General features: G+C 67.0%; 22 protein-coding genes. 6 read left to right on the plus strand and 16 right to left on the minus strand.

Features of this window, described 5'->3' with window-relative positions; genetic code table 11:
* Positions 1-66 precede the first annotated feature (66 nt).
* The 11 genes from AC1VXD_RS06225 to aspS all read right to left on the minus strand — a co-directional run bounded on the left by AC1VXD_RS06225 (position 67) and on the right by aspS (position 11,639).
* Entirely contained in the window at positions 67-1,137 is a 1,071-nt protein-coding gene (locus tag AC1VXD_RS06225) for a sensor domain-containing diguanylate cyclase (RefSeq protein ID WP_482991333.1), read from the minus strand.
* 114 nt (positions 1,138-1,251) lie between these two features.
* Positions 1,252-1,974 carry a pseudouridine synthase gene (locus AC1VXD_RS06230; protein WP_079221222.1) on the minus strand — a complete coding sequence of 241 codons (723 nt, stop codon included), beginning with the start codon at positions 1,972-1,974 and terminating at the stop codon, positions 1,252-1,254.
* 34 nt (positions 1,975-2,008) lie between these two features.
* Positions 2,009-3,619: a sensor domain-containing diguanylate cyclase gene (locus AC1VXD_RS06235; RefSeq protein WP_482991393.1), complete on the minus strand. Its 1,611-nt coding sequence runs from the start codon at positions 3,617-3,619 to the stop codon at positions 2,009-2,011.
* Positions 3,620-4,205: 586 nt separating this feature from the next.
* The gene (locus AC1VXD_RS06240; protein WP_482991334.1) at positions 4,206-6,125 is read right to left on the minus strand and encodes a potassium transporter Kup; all 1,920 of its coding nucleotides are present in this window, start codon (positions 6,123-6,125) and stop codon (positions 4,206-4,208) included.
* A 55-nt stretch (positions 6,126-6,180) separates the two neighbouring features.
* Positions 6,181-6,774, minus strand: coding sequence for a Holliday junction branch migration protein RuvA (ruvA, locus tag AC1VXD_RS06245; protein WP_482991335.1), 594 nt, complete (start codon positions 6,772-6,774; stop codon positions 6,181-6,183).
* 13 nt (positions 6,775-6,787) lie between these two features.
* Positions 6,788-7,309 (minus strand): crossover junction endodeoxyribonuclease RuvC, encoded by a 522-nt coding sequence (ruvC, locus tag AC1VXD_RS06250; protein WP_324808187.1) that lies wholly within the window; start codon positions 7,307-7,309, stop codon positions 6,788-6,790.
* A gap of 105 nt (positions 7,310-7,414) precedes the next feature.
* Positions 7,415-8,146 carry a YebC/PmpR family DNA-binding transcriptional regulator gene (locus tag AC1VXD_RS06255; protein WP_482991336.1) on the minus strand — a complete coding sequence of 244 codons (732 nt, stop codon included), beginning with the start codon at positions 8,144-8,146 and terminating at the stop codon, positions 7,415-7,417.
* Between the two features lie 136 nt (positions 8,147-8,282).
* Entirely contained in the window at positions 8,283-8,915 is a 633-nt protein-coding gene (locus AC1VXD_RS06260; RefSeq protein WP_482991337.1) for an esterase/lipase family protein, read from the minus strand.
* Positions 8,916-8,993: 78 nt separating this feature from the next.
* Positions 8,994-9,515 carry a GNAT family N-acetyltransferase gene (locus tag AC1VXD_RS06265; protein WP_482991338.1) on the minus strand — a complete coding sequence of 174 codons (522 nt, stop codon included), beginning with the start codon at positions 9,513-9,515 and terminating at the stop codon, positions 8,994-8,996.
* A gap of 32 nt (positions 9,516-9,547) precedes the next feature.
* Positions 9,548-9,871: a DNA primase gene (locus AC1VXD_RS06270; RefSeq protein ID WP_482991339.1), complete on the minus strand. Its 324-nt coding sequence runs from the start codon at positions 9,869-9,871 to the stop codon at positions 9,548-9,550.
* 16 nt (positions 9,872-9,887) lie between these two features.
* Complete coding sequence (gene aspS / locus AC1VXD_RS06275) at positions 9,888-11,639, minus strand: aspartate--tRNA ligase (RefSeq protein ID WP_482991340.1); 1,752 nt, start codon at positions 11,637-11,639, stop codon at positions 9,888-9,890.
* 159 nt (positions 11,640-11,798) lie between these two features.
* Between aspS and AC1VXD_RS06280 the strand changes: the two genes are divergently transcribed.
* Complete coding sequence (locus AC1VXD_RS06280) at positions 11,799-12,539, plus strand: DUF3011 domain-containing protein (protein ID WP_482991341.1); 741 nt, start codon at positions 11,799-11,801, stop codon at positions 12,537-12,539.
* Between the two features lie 155 nt (positions 12,540-12,694).
* Here the strand turns inward: AC1VXD_RS06280 and AC1VXD_RS06285 are convergent, their stop codons facing one another.
* Together AC1VXD_RS06285 and blaL2 are read right to left on the minus strand one after the other, a co-directional pair.
* On the minus strand, positions 12,695-13,336 hold the full coding sequence (locus AC1VXD_RS06285; protein ID WP_482991342.1) for a hypothetical protein: 642 nt from the start codon (positions 13,334-13,336) through the stop codon (positions 12,695-12,697).
* Between the two features lie 60 nt (positions 13,337-13,396).
* Positions 13,397-14,302, minus strand: coding sequence for a L2 family extended-spectrum class A beta-lactamase (gene blaL2, locus AC1VXD_RS06290; RefSeq protein ID WP_482991343.1), 906 nt, complete (start codon positions 14,300-14,302; stop codon positions 13,397-13,399).
* Between the two features lie 174 nt (positions 14,303-14,476).
* Between blaL2 and ampR the strand changes: the two genes are divergently transcribed.
* A complete protein-coding gene (gene ampR, locus AC1VXD_RS06295; RefSeq protein ID WP_482991344.1) occupies positions 14,477-15,340 on the plus strand; it encodes a LysR family transcriptional regulator AmpR in 864 nt (287 codons plus the stop codon).
* 98 nt (positions 15,341-15,438) lie between these two features.
* Here the strand turns inward: ampR and AC1VXD_RS06300 are convergent, their stop codons facing one another.
* On the minus strand, positions 15,439-17,304 hold the full coding sequence (locus AC1VXD_RS06300) for an ABC-F family ATP-binding cassette domain-containing protein (RefSeq protein ID WP_482991345.1): 1,866 nt from the start codon (positions 17,302-17,304) through the stop codon (positions 15,439-15,441).
* Between the two features lie 336 nt (positions 17,305-17,640).
* Between AC1VXD_RS06300 and AC1VXD_RS06305 the strand changes: the two genes are divergently transcribed.
* Together AC1VXD_RS06305 and ybaL are read left to right on the plus strand one after the other, a co-directional pair.
* Complete coding sequence (locus AC1VXD_RS06305) at positions 17,641-20,028, plus strand: TonB-dependent receptor plug domain-containing protein (protein ID WP_482991346.1); 2,388 nt, start codon at positions 17,641-17,643, stop codon at positions 20,026-20,028.
* Positions 20,029-20,247: 219 nt separating this feature from the next.
* Positions 20,248-21,945 carry a YbaL family putative K(+) efflux transporter gene (gene ybaL / locus AC1VXD_RS06310; RefSeq protein ID WP_482991347.1) on the plus strand — a complete coding sequence of 566 codons (1,698 nt, stop codon included), beginning with the start codon at positions 20,248-20,250 and terminating at the stop codon, positions 21,943-21,945.
* A 183-nt stretch (positions 21,946-22,128) separates the two neighbouring features.
* Here ybaL and AC1VXD_RS06315 read toward each other — a convergent pair whose 3' ends face one another.
* Together AC1VXD_RS06315 and AC1VXD_RS06320 are read right to left on the minus strand one after the other, a co-directional pair.
* The gene (locus AC1VXD_RS06315; protein ID WP_482991348.1) at positions 22,129-23,415 is read right to left on the minus strand and encodes an O-acetylhomoserine aminocarboxypropyltransferase/cysteine synthase family protein; all 1,287 of its coding nucleotides are present in this window, start codon (positions 23,413-23,415) and stop codon (positions 22,129-22,131) included.
* A 91-nt stretch (positions 23,416-23,506) separates the two neighbouring features.
* Positions 23,507-24,070 (minus strand): hypothetical protein, encoded by a 564-nt coding sequence (locus AC1VXD_RS06320; protein WP_482991349.1) that lies wholly within the window; start codon positions 24,068-24,070, stop codon positions 23,507-23,509.
* 239 nt (positions 24,071-24,309) lie between these two features.
* On the opposite strand from AC1VXD_RS06320, the gene AC1VXD_RS06325 reads away from it, so the two are divergent.
* Together AC1VXD_RS06325 and AC1VXD_RS06330 are read left to right on the plus strand one after the other, a co-directional pair.
* Positions 24,310-24,993 (plus strand): hypothetical protein, encoded by a 684-nt coding sequence (locus AC1VXD_RS06325; protein WP_482991350.1) that lies wholly within the window; start codon positions 24,310-24,312, stop codon positions 24,991-24,993.
* Positions 24,990-26,237 (plus strand): Tle-like phospholipase domain-containing protein, encoded by a 1,248-nt coding sequence (locus tag AC1VXD_RS06330; RefSeq protein WP_482991351.1) that lies wholly within the window; start codon positions 24,990-24,992, stop codon positions 26,235-26,237. The genes AC1VXD_RS06325 and AC1VXD_RS06330 overlap by 4 nt, the downstream gene beginning before the upstream one ends.
* Positions 26,238-26,248: the final 11 nt, after the last annotated feature.

Below are 26,248 nucleotides of genomic sequence, written 5' to 3' on the forward strand. Positions count from 1 at the left end.
CAGGGGCTGCGACGGGCCCGTCACCCGCACAGGGCGGACCGTCCGACCCCATCCCGACGCGATGGGCTAAGACGCCAGTTCCACCCGGTTGCGGCCGTTGCCTTTGGCCCGGTACAGCGCGGCGTCGGCACGGGCCAGGGTCTGGTCGGTGGTTTCGCCCGCCTGGTACTGGGCCACGCCGATGCTGACCGTCACCGGGAAGCCCAGCGGCAGGGCGGCCACGGCCATGCGCAGGAACTCGCACTGCAGTTCGGCGGTGCGCAGGTCCACATCCGGCATCAGCGCCACGAATTCCTCGCCGCCATAGCGCGCGGCCATGCCGCGGCCGGAGAAATGCGAGCGCAGCAGCGCGCCCAGCGCGGCCAGCACGCGGTCGCCGGTGGCATGGCCCTGGAAATCATTGATGTGCTTGAAGTGGTCGATGTCCACCAAGGCCACGCAGGTCTGCCGCGGCTGGCCGTCGGCGCTGGTCACCGCGTCCTGCAGGGCGGCGGCCATGGCGCGCCGGTTCGGCAGGCCGGTCAGCGCGTCGGTGCGGCTCTGTTCGGTCAGGTCGGCGTTCTGCGCCAGCAGCACGTCGTGGTACTCGGACAGCAGGCGCTCGTAATCGTCGCGCTGCACCATGTGGCTCTGGATATCCCGCGCGAAGCGGCGCAGTTCCATTACCAGCATGACCTGGCGCGACAGCGCGGCCAGTGCCTCGGCCTGGCTCGCATCCAGGTACTGGGGCTCAGGATCGAACACGCACAGCGTGCCCAATGGCTGACCATCACTGCTGATCAGTGGCGCACCGGCATAGAAGCGCACGTGCGGGTCGCCGGTGACCAGTGGGTTGTCGTGGAAACGGACGTCCTGCTGCGCATCCTCGACCACCATGACCTCTCGCGGTTTCAGGATCGCGTGCCCGCACATCGAATCGTCACGCGGCAGCTCGACCGCCGAGGTTCCGTTGATCGACTTGAACCACTGCCGTTCAACATCGATCAGGGTGACCGCGGCCATGCTCGTGCCACACACGGCCTTGGCGATGACCACCAGGTCATCGAAGGATTTTTCGCGCTCCGAGTCCAGGATCTGGTAGCGACGCAGCGCTTCCAGGCGTCGGGACTCATCAGTCGGCTTGTCGGGCTTGATCATGCAGCGTCACGTTCCGGCAGGTCACTTGCGAGTCTAGCTGATGTCGCGCCCGGACCTGCCGGGCGGGCCGCTTGACGGGCAGCCGAGCGTGGGCTCGGCTCTACAGTGGGACTGTCACCAGTCCTGCTGCTTGGGCAGCAGCCCGCGCAGTTCCTGTTCGGTCAGGTTGCGCCACTGGCCCGGCTTCAGCGCACCGATCTTGATGTTGTCGATGCGCACGCGGCGCAGCTGGGTGACGCGGTAATCGAACGCGGCGGCCATCAGACGGATCTGCCGGTTCAGGCCCTGCTCCAGGGTGATGCGGAAGCCGAACTTGGCGATGCGCGAGGTGCGGCACGGCAGGGTCATCTGGTCGTGGACACGCACGCCGCGGGCCATGCCGCGCAGGAATTCATCGGTGACCGGCTTGTTGACCGCGACCAGATACTCCTTCTGGTGGCCGTTCTCGGCGCGCAGGATCTGGTTGACGATGTCGCCGTTGCTGGTCATCAGGATCAGGCCCTCGGAATCCTTGTCCAGGCGGCCGATCGGGAAGATGCGCTGCTCGTGGCCGACGAAGTCGACGATGTTGCCCTTGACCGAGCTTTCGGTGGTGCAGGTCACGCCCACCGGCTTGTTCAGCACGATGTAGACGTGGCGGCGGGCGCCGGGCTTGCGGGCCACGCGCACCTGCAGCGGCTGGCCGTCGACCAGCACGGTGTCACCTTCGCCGACCACGGCGCCGGTACCGCCGGGATGGCCGTTGACGGTGACCCGGCGGGCGGCGATCAGACGATCGGCCTCGCGGCGGGAGCAGAAGCCGGTTTCGGCGATGTATTTGTTGAGTCGGGTGGTCATGGCCCCATTATCGGCCATCGCCGCCCCGCCCGGGTCACGCCGGCAGCAATGGATCGACGGTTTCGCCGTCGAAGACCCGGTTGCGACCGCTGCGCTTGGCCACGTACATGGCATGGTCGGCCCGCCGCAGCAGGGCGGCCAGGTCGTCCTCGCCCGGTCGCCACTGCGCCAGGCCGATGCTGGCGGTCACTTCCAGGCCCGGCACCTGCAGCTCCTGGCACAGTTCGGTGATGCGCTGGCGCAGCTGCTCCAGGCGGGTGGCGGCGAGGTCTCGCGGCATGCCCGGCAGCAGCAGCAGGAACTCTTCCCCGCCCATGCGCACCACCTCGTCCTGGTGGCGCACGGCCGCACGCAGCGCCTGGGCCACGGCCACCAGCACCTGGTCCCCGACCGCGTGCCCGTGGCGGTCGTTGATGTCCTTGAACAGGTCGATGTCGAGGAAGCCGATCACCAGCGTGCCGCCCTCGCGCTGCACCCGCTGCAGCTGCTGGTCCAACTGCTGCAGGCCGGCGCGGCGGTTGGGCAGGCCGGTCAGCACGTCGGTCTCGGCCAGGTGGCGCATCTCGTCGCGCTGCTGGCGCAGCCGCCCCAGGCGCTGGTTGAGCGCGTAGGCGGCCATCATCAGCAGCCAGGTGACAGCCAGCTGCAGCGCCTCCACCCGGTATTCGAACAGCCACTGCGCGCGGGTCGCATCGGCCACCACCAGCACCAGCATCGGCGACAGCGAGGCCAGCCCGGCCACGGCCCAGGCATCGCCGCGCACGCGCGCCCATACGCCCATGGCCAGAGACAACAGGCAGCCGCTGATGAAGCAGGCCTGCAGCACAAGCGCCACCACCGCCAGACGCTCCCGCTGCAGCCAAGGCACGAGCACGGCCACGCCCATCAGGCCCCACAGCAGCAGCTGCTGGGCCAGGCGCGAACGCGGCAGCACGCGGTCACCGCCGTTGAGCCGCCACAGCGCGGGCAGCACCAGCGCCAGGGTCGCCGCCGTCAGCGACAGCAGCCACCAGGGACCGCGGTCGCCGATTGGCAGCCAGGGTTCGGGGTAGCCACTGAGGCCACCGAGGATGGACTGCCACAGCACCAGCACCACGGTAGCGGCAATGTAGAACAGGAACATGCGGTCACGCGTGGTCAGGAAGGCCATCAGCGCCGACAGCGCCAGGGCGATGGCCACCGCGATGCAGGCCGCGCGCACCAGCAGGCGCGCGGTGTCGTTCTGCTGCACGGGACTGGGCGCACCCAGCAGCAGCGTCGGCACCCAGCGTGCCTTCAACGGCTTCTGCCAGGACACCACGAACGGTTCATGGCTGCCGGCCGGCGGAACCGCGACCATGCCGATGCCAGCGCGGAAGCGCGAATCACGGGTGCGCGCGTCGTGCATGTTGCCGCAGATTTCGCGGTCGCCATGCTTGAGGCGTACTTCGCCAGCGAATACGTTGAACACATCCAGCGCCTGCGGCTCGCCGGACCAGCCTTCGGGCGGGGCGTCGACGGTGACCTGCTGGCGGTCGCCGGACAGCATCTGCGGCGTGCAGGCGCGATGCGGGGTGGGCTCATCGGTGGCGGCGCCGACCAGCAGGTAATCGCGGCCGTTTTCGACCGTTCGTGCATGGCCGAGCCATGGCGCGGCGAGCACCATCAGCAGCACGACCAGCACCGCCCCCGTTCCGTAACGCCACTGCCTGCCGACCACGCTACATCCTGCTTCTGCTTACGCCCGCGCCCGCTGCGCGTCGCCCCTGGCGGGCATTATCGCAGCGGAATGAGCCAGGAATGTGTAGGCCAATGGTGGTAGTACGGCAGGGCTTGCAGCCCTGCACCTGCTTCGAGCCAGAGCGTAAGCACCGGTTGAGGGGGACGCCGTAAACCCATCCATGGGGGCTTGGTCGCGGCATCCATGCCGCTCACACCCCCTCAACCGGACCCACCCCGCCTTCGACAGTTGGTCGCGGCTGTTGGAGCCTGCTGCTGTTGGTGGGGGCCGACCGTTGGTCGGCACGGGGTCGGATCTAATGGGTGTCGCCCTTCGTCGACACGGTAGATCCACGCCATGCGTGGATGGAACAGAGGAGGAAAGTGGGCTCAGCTTCAGCCGCGCGGCATCTCCGCAAGTGGAGCCCCCCTTGTTGTTCAAGGGGGCGCGCCGACAGGCGCGGGGATAAGGTGGAATGCGCGCGGGGCCCGCGATTTGCGCAGCAAATCGTGGGACGCAGCGCAGATGGAGATTAAATCTCCACCTGCGCACCCAGCTCGACGAGGCGGTTGCCCGGTATCCGGAAGAAGCCCGTCGCCGGGGCGGCGTTGCGATGCATCAGCGCAAAGAGCTTGTCGCGCCAGATCGGCATGCCGCGGTTGGCGGTGGCGACGATGGTTTCGCGGCTGGCGAAGAACGTGGTGTCCATCGGGTCGAAGTAGATGCCGCCGTGGTCACACGAACGCATCAGCGCCAGCGGCACGTCCGGGGTTTCCATGAAGCCGAAGCGCACGTAGACCCGGTAGAACTCATCGCCCACCGATTCGATCTTCAGCCGCTGCCCTTCCACCGCATAGGGAATGGGCAGGGTTTCCACGTGCAGGAACACGTTGCGCTCATGCAGCACCTTGTTGTGCTTGAGGTTGTGCATCAGCGCATGCGGGGCCACGGTCGGGTCGGCGGTGAGGAACACTGCGGTGCCCGGCACGCGCATCGGCGGCGCCAGCATCAGGCCCGGCAGGAAGGTGTCGATGCGGATGCCGTCCTTGCGGATCTCATCGCGCAGCAGCTCGCGGCCACGGCGCCAGGTGCGCATCATGGTGAAAAGGAAGATGCCCAGCACCACCGGGAACCACGCGCCTTGCAGCAGCTTGGCGCCGTTGGCGATGACGAAACCCAGGTCGATGATGAAGAACACCACGCACAGCGGCAGGATCCAGTTGCGCGCCTTCGGCCACAGCGAGCGGGCCACCAGGGCCAGCAGCAGGGTGTCGATGAGCATGGTGGCCGACACCGAGATGCCGTAGGCCACGGCCAGGTTGGACGAGCTGCGGAACGCCAGCACCAGGCCGATGACCATCACCGCGATGCCCCAGTTGATGCCGGGGATGTAGATCTGGCCGATGGTGTCGTGCGAGGTGTGCTTGATGCGCATGCGCGGGATGTAGCCCAGCTGCATCGCCTGGCGCGACACCGAGAACGCACCGGTGATGACCGACTGCGAGGCGATGACCGCGGCCATGGTGGCCAGGATGATCATCGGGTACAGCGCCCAGTCCGGCACGGCCTCGAAGAACGGGTTCTTCAGGGCCTCGGGGTGGTTGAGCACCAGTGCGCCCTGCCCCAGGTAGTTCAGCACCAGGCACGGCAGCACGAAGAAGTACCAGGCGTGGCGGATCGGTTTGGCACCGAAGTGGCCCATGTCGGCGTAAAGCGCTTCGCCACCGGTCACCGCCAGCACCACCGCGCCGAGGATGAAGATGCCGTGCCAGCCGTGCTCCATGAAGAAGCGGATGGCCCACCACGGGTTGAAGGCCTTCAGCACTTCCGGCGAATCGACGATGTTGTAGATGCCGATGGCGGCCAGCGAGAGGAACCAGATCGTAGTGATCGGCCCGAACAGCTTGCCGATCCGCTCGGTGCCGAAGCGCTGGACCGCGAACACGGCCATCAGCACCACCACGGTGATGGGCACGATGAAGGCATGCAGGCCCGGGGCCGCCACTTCCAGGCCTTCGACCGCGCCGAGCACGGAGATCGCTGGCGTGATGACACCATCGCCGAAGAACAGCGAGGCGCCGAAGATGCCGAGGATGCCGACCACGTACGCCGAGCGCGACCCGTTGCGCAGCGTGCGCTGGGTCAGCGCCATCAGCGCCATGATGCCGCCCTCGCCGTCATTGTCGGCGCGCATGATGATGGTCACGTACTTCAGGGTGACCACGATGTTGAGCGCCCAGAACGCCAGCGACAGCACGCCCAGCACGGTGTCGTGGTCGCTGTTGAGCCCGTAGTGGGGCGAGAACGCCTCCTTCAGGGTGTACAGCGGGCTGGTACCGATATCGCCGAAGACCACGCCGATCGCACCGATGATCAGCGCCAATCCCCCGGCCGGGGGCGCGTGACCATGGCCGCCGGGGGCGGCTGCGTGCGGGGTTTGACTGCTGGACATGGGACTCCTGGCGAAGCTCAGGCGATGGGGGAGTGGGAAAGAGCCAGCGCGCGCTTCAGCGCAGCGCCGACTGCAGGGCCTTGCGGATGACGGTGGCCACTTCGTCGCCTTCATTGAAGGCTTCGCGCGCCATGCGCGCTGCTTCGGTCGGCTTGTAGCCCAGCTGCTGCAGGGCCACGGTGGCGTCGGACAGCGGATCGGCCGGGGCCGGGCCGCTGCCGGTGGGCAGGGCGCCGCCGGCACCGAACTGGGCGGCGCGGTCGCGCAGCTCCAGCACCATGCGCTCGGCGGTCTTCTTGCCGATGCCCGGGATGCGGGTCAGCGCGGTGATGTCACCGGCCTGGACCATGCGCGCGAACTCCTCGACGGTGACGCCGGACAGCACGGCCAGCGCGATCTTCGCGCCGATGCCGCTGACCTTCTGCACATCGCGGAACAGCCGGCGCTCACCCTCGCGCAGGAAGCCGTACAGCGAGACGCTGTCTTCCTTCTGCGCGTAGTGGGTGTACAGGGTGACCTCGCGGCCGAGTTCGGGCAGGTCGTAGAAGGTGCTCATCGGCGCCTCCAATTCGTAGCCCACCCCGTTCACGTCCACCACCAGCCACGGCGGTGCCTTGTAGGCGACGATGCCGCGCAGTCGACCGATCATTGCGTGCAGCTCCTCATTTGCGGCCCCAGGCCTGGCGGGCACTGAGCCCAAGGCGGTTGGCCGTCGCCCTTACGTGGGCATGGGTGATTGCCACCGCCAACGCGTCGGCCGCGTCGGCCTGCAGCTTGGTTTTCAGGTTGAGCATGAGCCCGACCATGTGTTGAACCTGTTGCTTTTCGGCGCCACCGCGGCCGACCACGGCCAGCTTGATCTCGCTGGCGGCGTATTCGTGCACCGGCAGGTCGCGCAGGACCACCGCCGAGATGGCCGCGCCACGGGCCTGGCCCAGCTTCAGCGCCGAATCGGGGTTGCGCGCCATGAAGACCTTTTCGATGGCCACTTCGTCCGGCTGGAACTGCTGGCACAGATCGGCCAGGCCCAGCACCAGCAGCTTCATGCGCTGGGGGAAATCGTCGGCGCCCAGCAGCACCAGCGGCTGATGGTGCACGTGGCTGACCTTGCCGGTAGCGTCGACATCAATGATGCCGACCCCGGTCCGCTGGGAACCGGGGTCGATGCCGAGGATGCGGGTCATGCGGCACTCCTGGCCGGGTGGAACGGGAAACGCTGGCAGGCGTATGGGCTCATGACTGTCCGCGGTGACCGTTCAACGGCCCGCGCCCAGACCGTCGAGGACGGCTCAGGCGTAGGCGTCGGCGCCGAGTTCGGCGTTGGAGTACACGTCCTGCACGTCGTCCAGGTCTTCCAGCATGTCCAGCAGCTTCTTGACCTGCAGGGCGACGTCGCCCTCGACCTTGATGTCGTTGTCCGCGCGGAAGGTGATCTCGGCGTGGTCGGCGACGTGGCCGGCCCCGGCCATTGCATCCTTGACCGCGTTGAACACGTCGGCACTGGTGATCACGTCGATCGCGCCGTCTTCCGGGTAGACCACGATGTCGTCGGCGCCGGCCTCGATGGCGGCTTCGGTGATCGCTTCCTCATCGGCACCGGCGGCGAAATGCAGCACGCCCAGGCGCTTGAACATGAAGGCGACCGAGCCTTCGGTGCCCATGTTGCCGCCGCACTTGCTGAACGCGTGGCGGACATCGGCCACGGTACGCACGCGGTTGTCGGTCAGGCAGTCGACGATGACGGCGACGCCGCCCGGGGCGTAGCCCTCGTAGCGGATTTCCTCGTAATCGACGCCTTCAAGCTCACCGGTGGCCTTCTTGATGGCGCGCTCGATCACGTCCTTGGACATGTTCACGCTCAGGCCCTTGTCCATGGCAACACGCAGGCGCGGGTTGTTGTTGGGGTCGCCTCCACCGCCGCGCGCGGCAACGCCGATCTCGCGGATGATCTTGGTGAAAATCTTTCCGCGCTTCGCGTCAGACGCGTTTTTGCGGTTTTCGATCGAGGGACCTCTTCCCATGGGTGTTACCGTCTGGCTGCTTCAGGATCAAGGCGCGGATTCTACCTGATCGGCGGCGGCAACCGTGTCTAGGGCGGGCAGTTGCCGCCGGGAATGGTGCCCCACGGTAGCGCCGGGCCATGTCCGGCGGATCGCATTACGCCGCCGCGGCGTCGCGGCTGTGGTCGAACTGGCCGTGGCGCAGGAAATGCGCGGTCTGCCGTGCGGCGTCGGGCGATACCACCAGGCCGCTGTGGCTGGTGCGCACCACGCAGTGGTCGGCCAGGCCCGGCAGCTGGGTCTCGGCCAGGGCCACGGTGCCGTCGGATACGTCATCCAGCGCGCCCAGCAGGCTGCCCAGGCCATGCGGCACCGAGCCGGCGATCAGGCCGACCTTCGCCCTGCCCTGCCAGTCCGGCAGGCCATCGAGCAGCAGTTCGCTGCTGCGCCCCAGGGCCAGGCCCCAGCCATGGTCGGACAGCGAGCGCGCCGTGCCACTGCCACGCAGCGGCGACCCCAGGCAGACCACGCGCTGCACGTCCAGCTCCGGCTGGCGGCGCAGGGCCTCCAGCGCCAGCAGGCCGCCCAGGCTGTGGCCGACCAGCGACAGCGGGCCGGCGTCGGCCAGCCGCTCCAGCAGCTGCGGCACGGCCACATCGGGGCCACCGAAGATCGAGGAGTAACCGAAGGTATGCACCTGGAAACCACGGGCGCGCAGGCGCCAGGCCAGTGGCCCGACCCAGGCGCGGGCGTTCCAGATGCCATGCAGCAGCAGTACGGGGGGAGTCATGCGTTACAGCCTGGCGTTCGGCGGGGCGGGACGTACGGCGATTGAACAGAATCGACCGGCAAGCGCCGGTGAACGACCTTACGCCGGACGCGGAACCCGGCGCAGGATGAATTCGAGGTCGTTTGTTTCGCCGACCGGGAACAGGTACTCGCCGGCTTTCTCGAAGCCGTAGCGGGCATAGAAGCGCTGGGCGCCGAAGTTTTCCGACCACACCCCCAGCCACAGGGTGCGCGGGCCGTCCTGTTCCAGCCAGGCCAGTGCGGTTTCCAGCAGGCGGCTGCCCCAGCCACAACTCTGCTGGGTCTTGATCAGGTACAGGCGCTTGAGCTCACCGTCACCGGGCTTCACGTCCGGGTGCGGCAGTCCGCAGGGGCCGGCAGCGGCATGGCCGACCGCCTCCCCGTCCAGCTCCAGCAGCCACACCGCGTAATCGGGGTGGCCCAGGATGGTGCGCTGCCGTTCCACCGTATAGGACTCCTCAAGGAAGTCCTGCAGGTGCTGCGGCGGGTACAGATGGCCGAAGGTCTCGGTGAACGTGCGGGCAGCCAGCACCGACAGGGTCGGCGCATCGTCCACGGTGGCGCGGCGGATGGAATACATGGGTCGAGTGGACGCCAGGGCGACGGTCGGGGTCAAGCCCGTTCCGACGACTCGGTTTCGCCCTCTTCTTCCTCGTCCTCTTCCTCGTATTCCTCTTCTTCCTCGTCCTCGCCTTCTTCTTCCTCGTCCTCGTCGAACTCTTCCTCTTCGTCGTCCTCGTAATCCTCGACGCCGAAGTCTTCGCCGTCCCAACGGCCTTCGCCGTCGGCGACGAAGGTCAGGGCCATCGCCGCCGGGTTGTTTCCAACACGGACCAGCCAACCACCGAAGACGCGTGCACGCTCGGTGACCAGGTTGGCCTCGGAGCCTTCATTGCCCAGCTTTTCCCACTCCAGCGAAAACGCAAACTCGGTCATTGCCTGGATCTCCTGATCAGTTGGTCTTGGGGCGGACCTGGATGTGCACTTCGGCCAGCTGCGTATCGACGATCGGCGACGGCGCATCGGTCATCAGGTCCTGCGCACCGGTGGTCTTCGGGAACGGGATGACGTCGCGGATCGACTCGGTCCCGGCCATCAGGGCGGCGATGCGGTCAATGCCGAAGGCGATCCCGCCGTGCGGCGGCGCGCCGTAGTTCAGCGCGTCGAGCAGGAAGCCGAACTTGGCACGGGCCTCTTCGGCACCGATGCCCAGCAGCTCGAACACCGCGCTCTGCATGTCCGGGCGGTGGATACGGATCGAGCCGCCGCCGATTTCATTGCCGTTGAGCACCATGTCGTAGCCGCGCGACACGGCGGTACGGGCGTTGGCGCGCAGGTCGGCGATGTCGTCCACGGCCGGTGCGGTGAAGGGGTGATGCAGGGCGACGTAGCGCTGGTCTTCGTCGTCCCATTCGAACATCGGGAAGTCGGTGACCCACAGCGGGGCCCAGCCGTCGGCGACCAGGCCGAAGTCCTTGCCGGCCTTCAGGCGCAGGGCGCCCATGAAGTCGGACACCTTGTTGTAGCCACCGGCACCGAAGAACACGATGTCGCCGTTGCCGGCGCCGACGTGGGCGACCAGGGCGGCGAACGATGCCTCGCTGAAGAACTTCTGGATCGGCGAGCTGACTTCGCCGTTGTCGGCGATCTTGATGTAGGCCAGGCCCTTGGCGCCGTACTTGGCGGCGTGCGCGGCGTATTCGTCGATCTGCTTGCGCGACAGGGTGGCGCCGCCCGGGATGCGCAGCGCGGCCACGCGGCCTTCGGCGTCATTGGCCGGGCCGGTGAACACGGCGAACTCGCTGTCCTTGACCAGCTCGGCCACGTCCACCAGTTCCAGCGCGATGCGCAGGTCCGGCTTGTCCGAACCGTAGCGACGCATCGCCTCGGCCCAGGTCATGCGCGGGAAGGGGGCGGCCAGCTCGACGTCGACCACTTCCTTGAAGATGGCGCGGATCATCGACTCCACGAAGTCCTGCACGTCCTGCTCGCGGACGAAGGCGAATTCCATGTCCAGCTGGGTGAATTCCAGCTGGCGGTCGGCACGCAGGGCCTCGTCGCGGAAGCAGCGCGCGATCTGGTAGTAACGGTCGAAGCCGGCCACCATCAGGATCTGCTTGAACAGCTGCGGGCTCTGCGGCAGGGCGTAGAACTCACCCGGGTGCATGCGCGCCGGCACCAGGAAGTCGCGGGCGCCTTCCGGGGTGGCCTTGGTCAGGATAGGGGTTTCAATGTCCTGGAAGCCGCGCTCGTCCAGGTGGCGGCGCAGGGCCTGCACCAGCTTGATGCGGGTGCGCTGCATGCGCTGCATTTCCGGGCGTCGCAGGTCCAGGTAGCGGTACTTCAGGCGGGTGTCTTCGCCCGGGTTCTCGTGCGCGTGGAACGGCAGCGGGGCGGCCTTGTTCAGCACGGTGATGGCGGTGGCGATCACTTCCACCTTGCCGGTGGCGATCTTGTCGTTCACCGCGTGGCGGGCGCGCACCACGCCTTCGACCTGCAGCACGTCCTCATAGCCCAGCGAGGCGGCCACGGCGAACACTTCGGCGTTGTCGACCTCGACGGTCACCTGCACGATGCCTTCATGATCGCGGAGATCGATGAAGCAGACGCCGCCCTGGTTACGGGCCACGTCGGTCCAGCCGGCGAGGGTGACAGTCTGGCCAATCAGGGTCTCATCGACCAGGCCGCAGAAGTGGGTACGCATGGGGGGAAAGCTCCGCTGGAGAACGCCGGCGCCCGACGGGGACCGGAAAGCCCCGTATTCTGCGGCCGAGCCCCCGGCCGGGGCAAATGCGGACAGTCACACGGGCTTTATCCGCCCCGTCCTTATAGTCGCGCACCACACACCGTATGGGGATTCGCCATGAAACCGCTGTCCCTGGCCAGCCTGGCCCTGACCTTGTCCGTGGGCGGCCTTGCCGGCCTCGCCCTGCCCATCGCCCCCGCCGCTGCGCAGAATGGCGTCGTCCGCTGCGAGAGCCAGAACAACCGCGAGCGGGTCTGCAATACCGGCTGGCGCAGCGCGCAGATGGTGCGCCAGCTGTCCGGCTCATCCTGCGTGGAGGGCCGCACCTGGGGCAGCCGCAACGGCAGCATCTGGGTCACCAATGGTTGCCGGGCCGAGTTCGTCGAGGGCCGCAGCGGCTGGGGCGGTGGCAATGGCGGCAACTGGGGCGGCGGCAGCGGCGGCACCATCCGGTGCGAAAGCCAGGACAACCGCGAGCGTACCTGTCCCACCAACTGGCGCGGCGCGACCCTGGTCCGGCAGATTTCCGGCTCGGCCTGCGTGGAGGGCCAGACCTGGGGCGTCCGGCGCGGCAGCATCTGGGTCAACCGCGGCTGCCGTGGCGAGTTCGCCGAATCGCGCGGCGGCTGGGGCGGCGGCAATGGCGGCAACTGGGGCGGCGGCAACAGCAACTACTCCGTCACCTGCAGCAGCAACAACAACCGCACCCAGAACTGCGACTGGGACGAGCGCCAAGGCCGCCCGGTGCTGCAGCAGCAGCTCTCCGGCAGCGCCTGCCAGGAAGGCCGCAGCTGGGGCTATTCGCGTGGGCAGGTGTGGGTGAGCAACGGCTGCCGGGCGCGTTTCGGTACGCGTTGAGAACGGGGTCGCGCTGCCGAAGGTAGCGCCGGGCCATGCCCGGCGAGCGCAGCGACGCGGTCAACCGCAGGAAAGCCGCCCGGCGCGCCCCGGCGCTACCCAGCCGGCCGGGTCAGAGCCCTTGCCTGCGACAAGGATCCGACCCTGTGCGCTGGTCAGTGCGCCGGCGGGGCCTGGTCGCCCCACGGTGCCGGCGGCAGCGGTACCGGCGTGCTGAGGTCGAATTCGACGCGGAAGCGGCGCCCCTCCGGCCGGGTCAGCTCGTAGACGAAGCGCTGGTCCGGTTCGATTTCCATCGCCCAGGTGTTGAACGTGGACGCCAGCATGTCGGCGCGGCGGAACATCGCCACCGAATCGCCATCGGCCGGGAACTGCTGACGCTCGGCGGTACCCGGTGGCTTGCTGTCGCCGCCATACAGGGTGATCGCATCCGGACTGCCATCGGCATGACGGTGGTCGTGCTTGAGCTTCAGGCCGTTTTCGGTACGGGTGATGATCCAGGTCCGCGAATGGTCGGCACCGACATGGAACGGAATGCGCAGTTCGTGCCCCGGGTCGGCACAGCCGCGCACATGCATCACCAGGCGCTTGCCGGCGAAGGGATCCTCGCCGGTCGGTGCGGGTGTGTCTTCCACCACTTTGCCGGCGTAGGCCTGCCCGCAGTGGGCGGCGATGGCCGCCATGAACGCATCGGCCGGGGCCGTGGACAGGTCGTGATTGATCGCAGGCGGCTGCTGCGAACAGGCGGCCAGGCTGCACAGCGCGGCAACGGAAAGCAGAGGGGCACGTACATTCATGCCCCAACCCTAACGGCCATGCCCGGCAGGCGCAAACGGCAGCGCCCTGTCCCACACGTCTCAGGCAATCATCGCATCGGCCAGCGCACCCACCCGCGCCAGCACCGCCGCGCGCTGGTCGTCGTCCACCGAGGCCCCCTGCAGGTACGCCGTCACCACCCACGGCGTACCACCGGCACGCGGCCACAGCACGGCGATGTCGTTGCGGGTGTCCTCGCCATTGCTGCCAGTCTTGTCACCCACTCGCCAGCGCTTGCCGATGCCGGCGCGCAGGCAGGCATCACCGGTCTGGTTGTCGATCAGCCAGTCGGCGAGCTGCAGCCGGGATTTCTCCGACAGACCATCCCCTACTGCGAAACGGGCCAGGCTGGCCGCCATCGCCGCGGGGCTGGTGGTATCGCGCGGATCACCTTTGGCGAACCGGTTCATGTCCGGCTCGTAGCGGTCGTTACGGGTGACTGTGTCGCCCTGCGCGCGCAGGAAGACGGTCAGCGCCGGCGGGCCGCCACTCACCCCGAGCAGCAGGTTGGCAGCGGTGTTGTCGCTGGTGGTCAGCGTGCCGCGGCACAGGTCGCGCACACTCAGGTCCTTGCCGACGTGGCGGCGGGCCACCGGGGCGTAGGACAACAGGTCTTTTTCGGCGATCGCCACGCGGGTGTCCAGCGAGATGCGGCCGGCGTCGGCCAGGCTCAGCACATGGGCCACCAGCATCGATTTGAAGGTGCTGCACATCGGGAAGCGCTCGTCCTGGCGATGCCCGCCGATGCGACGGCCGCTGCCGGTGTCGAGCACGGTCACGCCCAGGCGGCCACCACTGGCTTTTTCCAGCGCGGCGAAATCGGCGGCGCTGGCAATCGCGGCAGGCGCACCCGGCGCGGGGCCAGCGGCCCGCGCCAATGCGGGTGCGAGCAGGGAGGATGCGAGGGCGGCACCACTGAACTGCAGGAATCGACGGCGGGCGTGCATGGCGGGCTCCGATAAACGAGACCCGATTATTGGAAGCCCGCTGCCCCGCCACCAGCGGCAATTTTCAGGGGCAGGCATGAATTTCATTCATGCCTTTCGCTAACAGACCTCTGCCATGGCGAGGGCGTGACTGGTCACGCTAGGATCAGCCATCATCCCGCCTCACACCTGGCCATGCTGCACCCTACCCTGCCGCTCAACGCCCTGCGCGCCTTCGAGGCCGCCGCCCGGCACCAGAACTTCACCCGCGCGGCCCTGGAGCTGTGCGTCAGCCAGGCCGCACTCAGCCACCAGATCCGTGGGCTGGAAGACCGGCTGGGCATCCGCCTGTTCCACCGCCTGCCGCGCGGGGTGGCCCTGACCGACGAGGGTGCGGCGCTGTTCCCGGTGCTCAATGAATCCTTCGAACGCATCTCGGCCAGCATCGCCCGCTACACCGGCGGTCCGGCGCGGGAAGTGCTGACCCTGGGCGTGGTCGGCACCTTCGCCACCGGCTGGCTGCTGCCGCGGCTGGCGGCCTTTGAAGCGGCGCACCCGGATATCGAGCTGCGCCTGCAGACCCACAACAACCGCATCGACCTGGCCGGCGAAGGCCTGGACCTGGCGATCCGCTTCGGTGACGGTGATTGGCAGGGCCAGGCCTGCACTGCGATCCTCGATGCGCCGTTCGCGCCCTTGTGCGCACCCGCGCTGGCGCGACGGCTGAAGCAGCCGCGCGACCTGGGCACGGTGCCGCTGCTGCGTTCGTACCGCAGCGATGAGTGGCCGCGTTGGCTGCAGACGGCCGGGGTGAGCGGCGTGGAAGCACGCGGCCCGGTGTTCGATTCGTCGCTGACCGTGGCGATGGCCGCGGCCGGTGGCGCCGGCGTGGCCCTGCTGCCGCTGCGCATGTTCGAACAGGAACTGGCCGAAGGCCGCCTGCTGCAGCCGTTCACGACCACAGTGGAACTGGGCCGCTACTGGCTGACGCGGCTGCGCTCACGCGCCGAACGCGAACCCGCCCGCCGCTTCCGCGAATGGCTGCAGGCGCAGGGGTGATATAGAGCCGAGCCTACGCTTGGCTGCTTCATGTGCCATGCCCGGCGAGCGCAGCGGGTGGCAAAGCCGCCGGGCATGGCCCGGCGCTACCGCTGCAATCACGACTCCAGCAGCTCCATCCACGCGGCTTCGGCTTTTTCCAGCTGCGCGGCGGTGGTTTCGCGGTCGCGGCCGAGCACGGCCATGCGGGTGGCATCGGCGTAGTTGGCCGGGTCGGCCAGCTGGCGGTCGAGCTCGGCCAGGCTGTTTTCCAGCTCGGACACCTTGGTTTCGGCCGCGGCCAGCTTGTGCGGGTTGGCCGGCTTCTTCTGCACCACCTGCGCTACCGGGACGGTCTTGACCACCGCCGGCTCTTCCACCTGCTCCATGCGCGCCTTGGTGCCCTGCGCCTGCGGACGGGTACGCAGCCAGGCGGCGTAGGCATCGAGGTCGCCGTCGAACGGCTCGACCACGCCATCGGCCACGCGCCAGAAGGTGTCGCAGACCAGGCCGATCAGGTGGCGGTCATGCGAGACCATCACGATCGCACCGTCGAAATCAGCCAGCGCTTCGGCCAGCGCTTCGCGCATTTCCAGATCAAGGTGGTTGGTCGGTTCGTCGAGCAGCAGCACGTTCGGCTGCTGCCAGGCGATCAGCGCCAGCGCCAGGCGCGCGCGCTCGCCACCGGAGAAGCCGTCGACCGGCTCGAACGCGCGGTCACCGGGGAAGTTCCACTTGCCGAGGAAATCGCGGAACGACTGGTTCGGCGCATCCGGGGCGATCTCGCGGAAGTGCTCCATCGGCGACTGGCCTTCGTGCAGCGATTCCACCGTGTGCTGGGCGAAGTAACCGATCTTCAGGTCCGGGTGCGCCGAGCGCTCGCCGGCAATCGGCATCAGCTCACCCACCAGGGTCTTCACCAGGGTGGTCTTACCCGCGCCGTTGGGGCCGAGCAGGCCGATACGCTGGCCGGCTTCCAGGCCGAAGCCGACGTTGTGCAGGATCACCGCATCGGCGCCGTAGCCGGCCTCGACGTGGTTCAGGCGAATGAGCGAGAACGGCAGTTTTGCCGGCGGGGCGAACTCGATGCGGAACTCGCGCTCGGCACGCACCGCTTCGGTACCGGCCAGCTTGGCCAGGCGCTTCATGCGGCTCTGCGCCTGCGCGGCCTTGCTGGCCTGCGCCTTGAAGCGGTCGATGAAGCTCTGCAGGTGGGCGCGCTCGGCCTGCTCCTTCTCGTGCGCGATCTGCTGCTGGCGCAGCTGTTCGGCGCGCTGCCGCTCGAAATCGGTGTAGCCGCCCGGGTAGAGCTTGGCGCCGCCACCGTGCAGGTGCAGGGTGTGGGTGGCCACGTTGTCGAGGAACTCGCGGTCATGCGAGATCAGCAGCAGGGTGCCGGGGTACTTCAGCAGCCACTGTTCCAGCCAGTACACCGCGTCCAGGTCGAGGTGGTTGGTCGGTTCGTCGAGCAGCAGCAGGTCGCTGGGCATCATCAGCGCGCGCGCCAGGTTCAGGCGCACGCGCCAGCCGCCGGAGAACGAGGACACCGCGCGGTGGTGGGTCTCGGCCGGGAAGCCCAGGCCGTGCAGCAGCTTGCCGGCGCGCGCTTCGGCGTCGTAGGCGTTCAGCTCGGCCATGCGCGTATGCGCCTCGGCCACGGCTTCCCAGTCCTCGCGGGCGGTGGCATCAGCCTCGGCGGCCAGCACCGCGGCCACCTCGGTATCGCCGCCCAGCACGAAGCTCAGCGCCGGGTCGGGCAGCGACGGGGTTTCCTGGGCGACGCTGGCGATGCGCACCTTGCCGGGCAGATCGACGTCACCCTTGTCCGCCTCCAGCTCGCCCTTCACCGCCGCGAACAGGCTGGACTTGCCAGCACCGTTGCGGCCGACCACACCCACCCGGTAACCGGCGTGCAGGGTCAGGTCGACATTGGACAACAGCAGCCGCTCGCCGCGGCGCAAGGCGAAATTACGAAGCGAAATCATGGGGGAAGGGGTCCATATAACCAAATGGAATGTGCTGGTGAGCACTGTTCCTGCGACGCAATTCTAGCGTTAACGAATACTTGACGCGCCCCGGGAAGCGACGCGGTCGCTCCACATCTCTCCCTCGTCGAGTCCGCGCGCCTCCCGGGCCCCTCCCCCGCCAATGCCCGCCACAGCTAAATGCTTGCTTTTGCAACGTTTTTTCACATGACGCGCATTTGACAGCTGCTTAAATTCCCGTTAATTGCTGTATTGCGCACCGCAACAACCGTCGTCCGCCTCACCCCCGTGATGTCGATTCCGGTGCCAGTTCCCGCCAACCGGAGCCCCACCCCGATGAACCGCAAGACCAGCCTGATCGCCGCCGCCATCGCTGCCGCACTCGGTGGCGCTTCGTTCGCCGCTGCTGCCCAGCAGACCGGCACCGCCGCCAACACCCTCGACACGGTGATCGTCACCGGTACCCGCGTGGCCGACCGTACGGTCGCCGAGTCGCAGTCGCCGATCGACATCATCACCCCGGAAATCCTGCAGTCCACCGGTTCCGGCGAACTGGCCACCGCGCTGTCGCGCGCCCTGCCCTCGCTGAACTTCCCGCGCCCGGCCCTGACCGACGGCACCAGTGGCGTGCGCCCGGCGCAGCTGCGCGGCCTCTCGCCCGACCAGGTGCTGGTGCTGGTGAACGGCAAGCGCCAGCACACCTCGGCGATGATCAACGTCAACGGCACCATCGGCCGTGGCTCCTCGGCGGTGGACATCAACGCCATCCCGATCGCCGCCATCGAGCGCGTGGAAGTGCTGCGTGACGGCGCCTCGGCCCAGTACGGCTCGGACGCCATCGCCGGCGTCATCAACATCGTGCTGAAGGGCAGCGGCAGTGGCGGCAGCCTGGCCGTGGACTACGGCCAGTACTCGGCCGGTGACGGCAACAAGTACCAGCTCTCCGGCGACACCGGCGTCGAGTTCGCCAACGGCCGTGGCCGCGTGCACGTGGCCGGCCAGATCAGCCAGCAGGACGAAAGCAACCGCGCCGGCCCCTACCGCGGTACCACCCCGAACACCGGCAATTTCCCGGCCATCGGTGAAACCACCTTCGTCGTTGGCGACCCGCGCGTGGATGCCACTGCGGCCTCGGCCAATGCCAGCTTTGATTTCAGCGACCACGTCACCGGCTACGCCAGCGCGCTGCTCAGCAATCGCGACATCACCTCGTTCGCGTTCTACCGCTCGCCCAACCACAGCGGCCAGACCGCGCTGCTGTCGCAGATCTACCCGGACGGCTACGTGCCGGAGATCAACCAGTACTCGAAGGACCGCTCGCTGGTGGCAGGCGTCAAGGGCAGCACCGACAGCGGCTGGACCTGGGACCTGAGCCTGAACCACGGTGAGAACACCCTCGACTTCAACACCCGCAACAGCATCAACTACAGCCTGGGCACCACCAGCCCGAGCTCGTTCTACGACGGCACGCTGAAGTACCAGCAGGACATCTTCAATGCCGACTTCACCAAGTCGCTGGACTGGGGCCTGGCCTACCCGGTCACCCTGTCCCTCGGTGGTGAATACCGCAAGGAAAAGTGGGACCAGAATCCGGGCGAACTGAACTCCTACACCGGCACCGGTGCGCAGGGCTTCGCCGGCTTCACCCCCACCAATGAAGTGCACGCCGACCGCCACAACTACGCGGTCTATGCCGGCCTGGAAGCAGACCTGACCGACAAGTTCTCCGCCGGCGTGACCGGCCGCTACGAGGATTACTCGGACTTCGGCGACCGCTTCTCCGGCAAGCTGTCGGCGCGCTATGCCTTCACCGACAAGGTCGCGCTGCGTGCCACCGCCTCCAGCGGTTTCCGCGCCCCGTCGCTGGCCCAGCAGGGTTACCAGGCGGTGACCAGCCAGTTCACCAACGGCGTGTTCGTCGAACGCGGCACCTTCCCCACCACCAGCCAGGCCGCACAGGCGCTGGGCGCATCCCCGCTGAAGGCGGAAACGTCCACCTCCTACAGCCTGGGCCTGGTGCTGCAGCCGGTGGACCGCCTGTACATCACCGTCGATGCCTACCAGATCGATATCGACAACCGCATCGCGCTGTCGTCCAGCATCACCACCAACGCCGCCACCAGCGCACTGCTGGGCACGCTGGGCCTGCCGCAGGTGACCGCGTTCTCCTACTTCACCAACGGCCTGGACACCCGCACCCGCGGTGTTGATTTCGTCTCCAGCTACACCGTGCCGTTCGCCGCCAGCAGCCTGGAGCTGACCGCGGCCTACAGCTACAACGAGACCGAAGTGCAGCGCGTGGGCGGCACCCCGGCCGTGTTCGGCACCCTGGGCCTGACCCAGTCGCTGATCGGCCGTGATGAGATCGGCCGCATCGAGGACAGCTACCCGCGCGACAAGACCGTGCTGAGCGGCACCTGGCGCTCGGACCACTGGGAGTTGGGCCTGGCCGCGACCCGCTACGGCGAATTCACCGTGCGCAACTCGGCCACCGCCCTGCGCGACCAGACCTACGGTGACAAGTGGGTGCTGGACGCCTCGGTGAGCTACAAGCCGAGCAGTAACTGGACCCTGACCCTGGGCGCGGACAACCTGCTGGACGAGTACCCGGACCGCACCGAAGACCTGCAGAACTCGACCTTCGGCATGCTGCCTTACAGCAACTACTCACCGTTCGGCTTCAACGGCGCGTATGTCTACGGGCGCATCAAGTACAACTGGTAAGCGGTAACGGGCATCTCGCTGGTAGTGCCGGCCGCTGGCCGGCCGACCCTTGCCGTATCTGGAGGAGAGCCCCTTCTTGTTGAAGGGGCGCGCCGACGGCGGGGGTAGAGGAGAAATGCGTGGGCAAACCCGCCGGCCGCGGCACGTGGCCGGCGGGTTTGCCGTATCTGGCCTCATCGGTGAAAATCGGGACATCCCCCCGATTTCCTGCGAGTGCCGATGCACCATGACACCGACCTGATCAACATCGTGGCCGTTGGCCTGGGGCTCGCCTTCATCTTCGGCGCGCTGGCCAACAAGCTGCGCTTGTCTCCTCTGGTCGGGTACCTGGTGGCTGGCATCTGCGTCGGCCCGTTCACCCCCGGCTTCGTCGCCGACCAGGCGCTGGCCAACCAGCTGGCCGAACTGGGCGTGATGCTGCTGATGTTCGGCGTCGGCCTGCACTTCTCGCTGAAGGACCTGATGGCGGTGAAGGCCATCGCCATCCCCGGTGCCATCGGCCAGATCGCCGTGGCCACCCTGCTGGGCTGGGGCGTGGCCTGGCTGATGGGCTGGCCTGCCCTGCACGGGGTCATCTTCGGTTTCTCGCTGGCCACCGCCAGTACCGTGGTGCTGCTGCGTGCGATGGAAGAACGTCGCCTGCTGGAAACCATGCGCGGCAAGATCGCGGTAGGGTGGCTGATCGTCGAGGACCTGGCCTGCGTCCTGGCACTGGTGATGATGCCGGTGCTGGCTGGCGTGTTCGGGCCCGATGCAGCCAAGGAGACCCATACCGTCGGCAGCGTGCTGGCTGACATCGGCTGGACCTTCGTGCAGCTGGGCCTGTTCGTGGCGGTGATGCTGGTCGTCGGCCGCCGGGTCATCCCGTGGATCCTGGAGCGCATCGCCGGTACGGGTTCGCGCGAGCTGTTCACCCTGTCGGTGCTGGCCATCGCACTGGGCGTGGCGTTCGGCTCGGCCATGCTGTTTGGCGTGTCCTTCGCGCTGGGCGCGTTCTTCGCCGGCATGCTGCTCAACGAATCCGAGCTGAGCCACAAGGCCGCCACCGATTCGCTGCCGCTGCGCGATGCATTCGCGGTGCTGTTCTTCGTCTCGGTGGGCATGCTGTTCGACCCCAACATCATCGTGCAGCACCCGTGGCAGGTGCTGGCGACGGTGGCCATCATCATGTTCGGCAAGTCGGCGGCGGCGTTCTTCATCGTGCGCGCCTTTGGCCACCCCACCAGCACCGCGCTGACCATCTCGGCCAGCCTGGCGCAGATCGGAGAATTCGCCTTCATCATCGCCGGCCTGGGCGTGGCGCTGCAGATCCTGCCCAAGGAAGGCCAGTCGCTGGTGCTGGCCGGCGCGCTGGTGTCGATCATGCTGAACCCGCTGGTATTCGGCCTGCTGGATCGCTGGCAGGCCAGGCAGGAGCAGTCGCCGCAGGCGGCCGAGCCCGAAGAGGCCACCGGGCCCTCGCGCGACCTGCATGGCCACGCCATCGTGATCGGCTACGGCCGCGTGGGCAGCGAGCTGGCGCAGGTGCTGCGCGACCGTGGCGTGCCGGTGCTGGTGATCGATGACAACAAGGAACATGTCGAGCAGGCGCATGCCAAGGGCCTGGCGGCGATCCGCGGCAGCGCGGCGGCCGACCGGGTGCTGGCCGAGGCCCATCCGGAGCGCGCGAAGATCGCGGTGCTGGCCATTCCGCAGCCACTGGAAGCCGGTGAGGCGCTGGCCAAGCTGCGGGCGATCAACCCGGACCTGACCCTGCTGGCGCGGGCGCACAGCGATGCGGAAGTGAAGCATCTGCTGGAACACGGTGCCGATGGCACGGTGATGGCCGAGCGCGAGCTGGCGTATTCGCTGGCGGAGATGATCATGTCGACGCCGCCGTACCGCAATCTGGGGCAGCACAGCATCCCGGTGGTGTAACGGCTGTTGGCAGGTGTCGACCTTGGTCGACACAAAAAAAAATCCCCGGCGGGCCCGCACCCGTCGGGGATTCGTCTTGCTGGAGTTGCCAGTTCTGCCACGCCTTGGAGAGGCAGTTCCACCGTAACCCATCCTGCCCCGCGTGGTGATGGTCGCTGGCGATGACGACCAAGCCTGCAGCTATCAGGCCGCCGCCAGCGCCTGCTCCAGGTCGGCGCGCAGGTCGCCGATGTGTTCGATGCCGATCGACAGCCGCACGGTGTCTTCGCTGACGCCGGCACGTGCCAGTTCGTCGGCATCCAGCTGGCGATGCGTGGTCGAGGCCGGATGCGTGGCCAGCGATTTCGCGTCTCCCAGGTTTACCAGCCGGGTAAACAGCTTCAGCGCATCCAGGAAGCGCGCACCGGCCTCACGGCCGCCGGGCAGGCCAAAGGTCAACACGCCGGAGCCGTGCCCGCCCAGGTAGCGCTGCGCGGCGGTATGTTCTGGGTCGTCGGCGAGGCCGGCGTAACGCACCCAGGCCACCTTGGCGTGCGCCTGCAGGTACTGCGCCACCGCCAGTGCGTTGGCGTTGATCCGCTCCATGCGCAGGGCCAGGGTTTCGATGCCCTGCAGGATCAGGAAGGCGTTGAACGGCGACAGTGCGGCGCCGGTATTGCGCAGCGGCACCACCCGCGCACGGCCGATGTACGCCGCCGGGCCGAGCGCTTCGGTGTAGACCACGCCGTGGTAACTGGGGTCGGGTTCGTTCAAACGGGCGAAGCGTTTGCGCTGCGCGGCCCAGTCGAAACGGCCCGAGTCGACGATCGCGCCGCCCAGGCTGGTGCCGTGGCCGCCGAGGTACTTGGTCAGCGAATGCACCACGATGTCGGCGCCATGCTCGAACGGGCGCAGCAGGAACGGCGTGGCCACGGTGTTGTCGACGATCAACGGCACGCCGACCGCATGCGCCACCTCGGCGATCGCGGCGATGTCGGTGACGTTCCCGCGTGGGTTGCCGATGGATTCGACGAACACGGCCTTGGTGCGTTCGTCGATGAGCGCGGCGAACGCAGCGGGGTCCGCCGGATCGGCAAAGCGCGCGGTGATGCCGTACTGCGGCAGGGTGTGCGCCAGCAGGTTGAGGCTGCCGCCGTACAGCGCGCTGGCCGCTACGATGTTGTCCCCGGCCTCGGCAATGGTCTGGATGGCGTAAGTGATGGCCGCCTGTCCCGAGGCCAGAGCCAACGCACCGATGCCGCCTTCCAGCGCGGCCAGGCGCTGTTCCAGCACGTCGGTGGTGGGGTTCATGATGCGGGTGTAGATGTTGCCCGGCACCTTCAGGTCGAACAGGTCCGCACCGTGCTGGGTGTCATCGAAGGCATAGGCCACGGTCTGGTAGATCGGCACCGCCACCGCACGTGTGGTCGGGTCGGGACGATAGCCGCCGTGCACGGCCAGGGTTTCCAGTTGCCACTGCGGGTCACTCATCGTACCTGACTCCATCCGGGAAACGGCCACCATAGGGCAGCCGTGTCGCGCGGGTCAGTCCCACTGGCAATCAGGCCCTTACTGCGGGTTATCAGCGGCCGTCGCCCGGGCACGCAGGCCCCTCGCCGCTACCGCACAACATCACGCCACTGAGCCACTTCACCCAGGTCACGACGTCAGCTTCCTTCACCTCGGTACGGAACGCCTTTTGCACGGTATAGAAGCCCTCCTGGCCCTGGATGCCCTTGATCCAGGAGGTTTCAGGCTTGCCGGTGGCGGGGTTGAGCGGGCAACTGAGCATCAGCACCGCCATCGGACGACCGTGTTCTTCGCCCTCACGCAGCCAGTTTGCCTGCGTGTTCGGACAGGCACCGCGCCAGCCGGCTTCCATGATGCCCAGGAATTCGCGCGGCGAAACCGATGCGGAGCCCGGCGCGATGTTGACCGTAATCATGTCGGTCCAGGCTTCCACCGTCTGTCCCTCAGGCACGAACTCGGTGATGTCGCCGGTCTTCGGATCGGATGCCTCGAAAGCTTTGACGTAGCCCTCGAACCTTGGCATCAGCACCTGTTCGCTGCTGGCTGCCATCGCAGTGGCGGTGATCAGGCTCAAGGCCAGGGCAAGACACAACGGGACCGCGCGAAACTTCTTCATGGAACTCCTTCTCCTGGTAAGCGGCAACTGCATGGGACGCGCACAGCATGAAGCCATTTGGAATGTTCGCCGAGCCGTATGCGACAACCCGTGAGTGTCTGTGACGTATTCGCACGACAAGCGTCTTGCCCGAAATCAGTTACAACGTTAAAAGTGAGATTTTCGTCACTCAATTGAGTGTAGACGTGTATTGATTTGAATTCCGCCCATCCGCAGCCGTATCGTAGAAGCATTCAAGGATGCTGGGTCGATTGATGATGGATCGGTTGATGATGGAAAGGCAGTCGGCCAGGTCACGGGTGGTTTCCCATGCGCTCTGCCCCCTGTTGCTGGCATTGCTGCCGCTGCTGACGGCGTGTGGGATCAAGGAGCGCGAGCCGCCGCCCTATGAGGCCAATCCTTCGCCCAAGGAAGCGTATGAGGTCGTCATCACGACGCATGATGCGCCTGAAGAAATGTTCATCACCGCGACGTCCGTGGACTTTGAGATTGCAGACGAAGCTTGCCTCCCGCCTATCGACAACGTCGAGGGCGTGAGATATGGGCTCGAGAAGTACTCGCTTCCCATCCAGCTAACCCGACTGGATTCCACAACATTTGCAGGGGTGTACTACCGCGACGGATTGAAGGTCGCGAACTATTTTGGGCGGGGCGATTGCAAGTGGAAGTTCACAGGCATCAATGCAAATCTGAGAATGCCCTCTACCGGCAAGCTCATCTACTTTTCAATCGGCGCCACTCCGGAGACGGGTGCGCAAACAAGATTCGCAGAAAAGTCGATTAAGCCGGTATTCGATGATGGGCAGGCACACCCGGCGGCAGCCTTCTCGCAAGAGCGATTCGAGCGTGAAATCCCGACGTCTGATAAGGACAATTTCTTCTCGTACACCATCTCGATCAATACAAGGAAGTATGAAAAATGAGCAGATCAGCAAGCGCCGATCTGGCAATGGCTGTCTATGACCCACCGCCGCGCAAGGCCGACGGAACGCCAGGAACGGTGAAGGCGGGCAAGGATGGGCAAGAGCGATACGAGGTCGTCAGGCAGGTTGATATGCCCAACGGCTACCAGGGATACATTTACAGGAACATGGACACTGGCGATTACGTCGTTGCCCATCGCGGCACCGAATTCGACCGTGAGTTGCTGATGGATGGCGCGGTCGATCTCGGCATGGTCACTACGCGATTTAATGCTCAAGTAAAGGATGCTTTGGAGCTGACACGACAGGCCAAGGAAATGGCCGAACGAGATGGCACCAAACTCTCGGTGACCGGCCACTCGCTCGGCGCTTGCATGGCACAAGTCACCGGACATCATTACAACATCCCGGGCGAAGGATTCAATCCGTATGGCGCGGCCAGCCTGGGCTATCGCATCCCGAGTGGCCAGCCTGCGAATGCGGCCCCCTTCGTCAATCATGTCACCGCCGGTGACTTCGTCAGCGCGGCAGGCAAGCATTACGGAAGCGTCGAGATGTATGCCGCGCCCGGAGAGCTCACCCTATTGCGCAATGCGGAGCTTGCTTCCCGCTTGGCCGGCGGAATAGGCAGCACAGGTGGCAACCCACTGCCGGCGCTCGCTCTGTCCGATTCGCACCGGATGAAGCATTTTGTAGATCGCGTCGAGAATGGCGTCGAAATCAAGTCTGTACTGGATGACCCTTCGGCGCGGATCACTGATCCCGAAGATCAGCGAAGGGTCGATGCCTATCGAACAAGCATCCATCAGGTGCGCGCCACCGCGACGGTGATTACCCGTGGCTCCCCCGGTCTGGTGCTGGACGCCGTGGACAAGCTCCGTGGCCTGGACGAACCCGGTGCCTACGCCGAGCGCCAAGCGGAGGCAGCAAGACTTGCCGCGCATCCGTTCAATCCGGCCGAGCAACGGAATGCGCCGGGCTCCCACGGCGGACCGCTACGCGAGCAGCCAGAGTTCCAGACGCCCTCCCCCTTGGGCCAGCGCTTGAATGAACTGCTCAACGCCGACCCCGACCGCTTCAAGGTCCTCAACCAGCAGCTGTCCACGCTCAATGCTGGCCAGGTGCTGGACCAGCAGGCGCAGTCCCAGGTGAATGCCGAGGACCAGGCGCGCGCGCACAGCCAGGAGCAGGCCGCCCAGCAGGCCGCACAACAGGAACAGACAGCCTCGGCCATGCGCCGTTGACCTACCGGAGA

The organism is Stenotrophomonas sp. STEN054 (assembly GCF_056854535.1).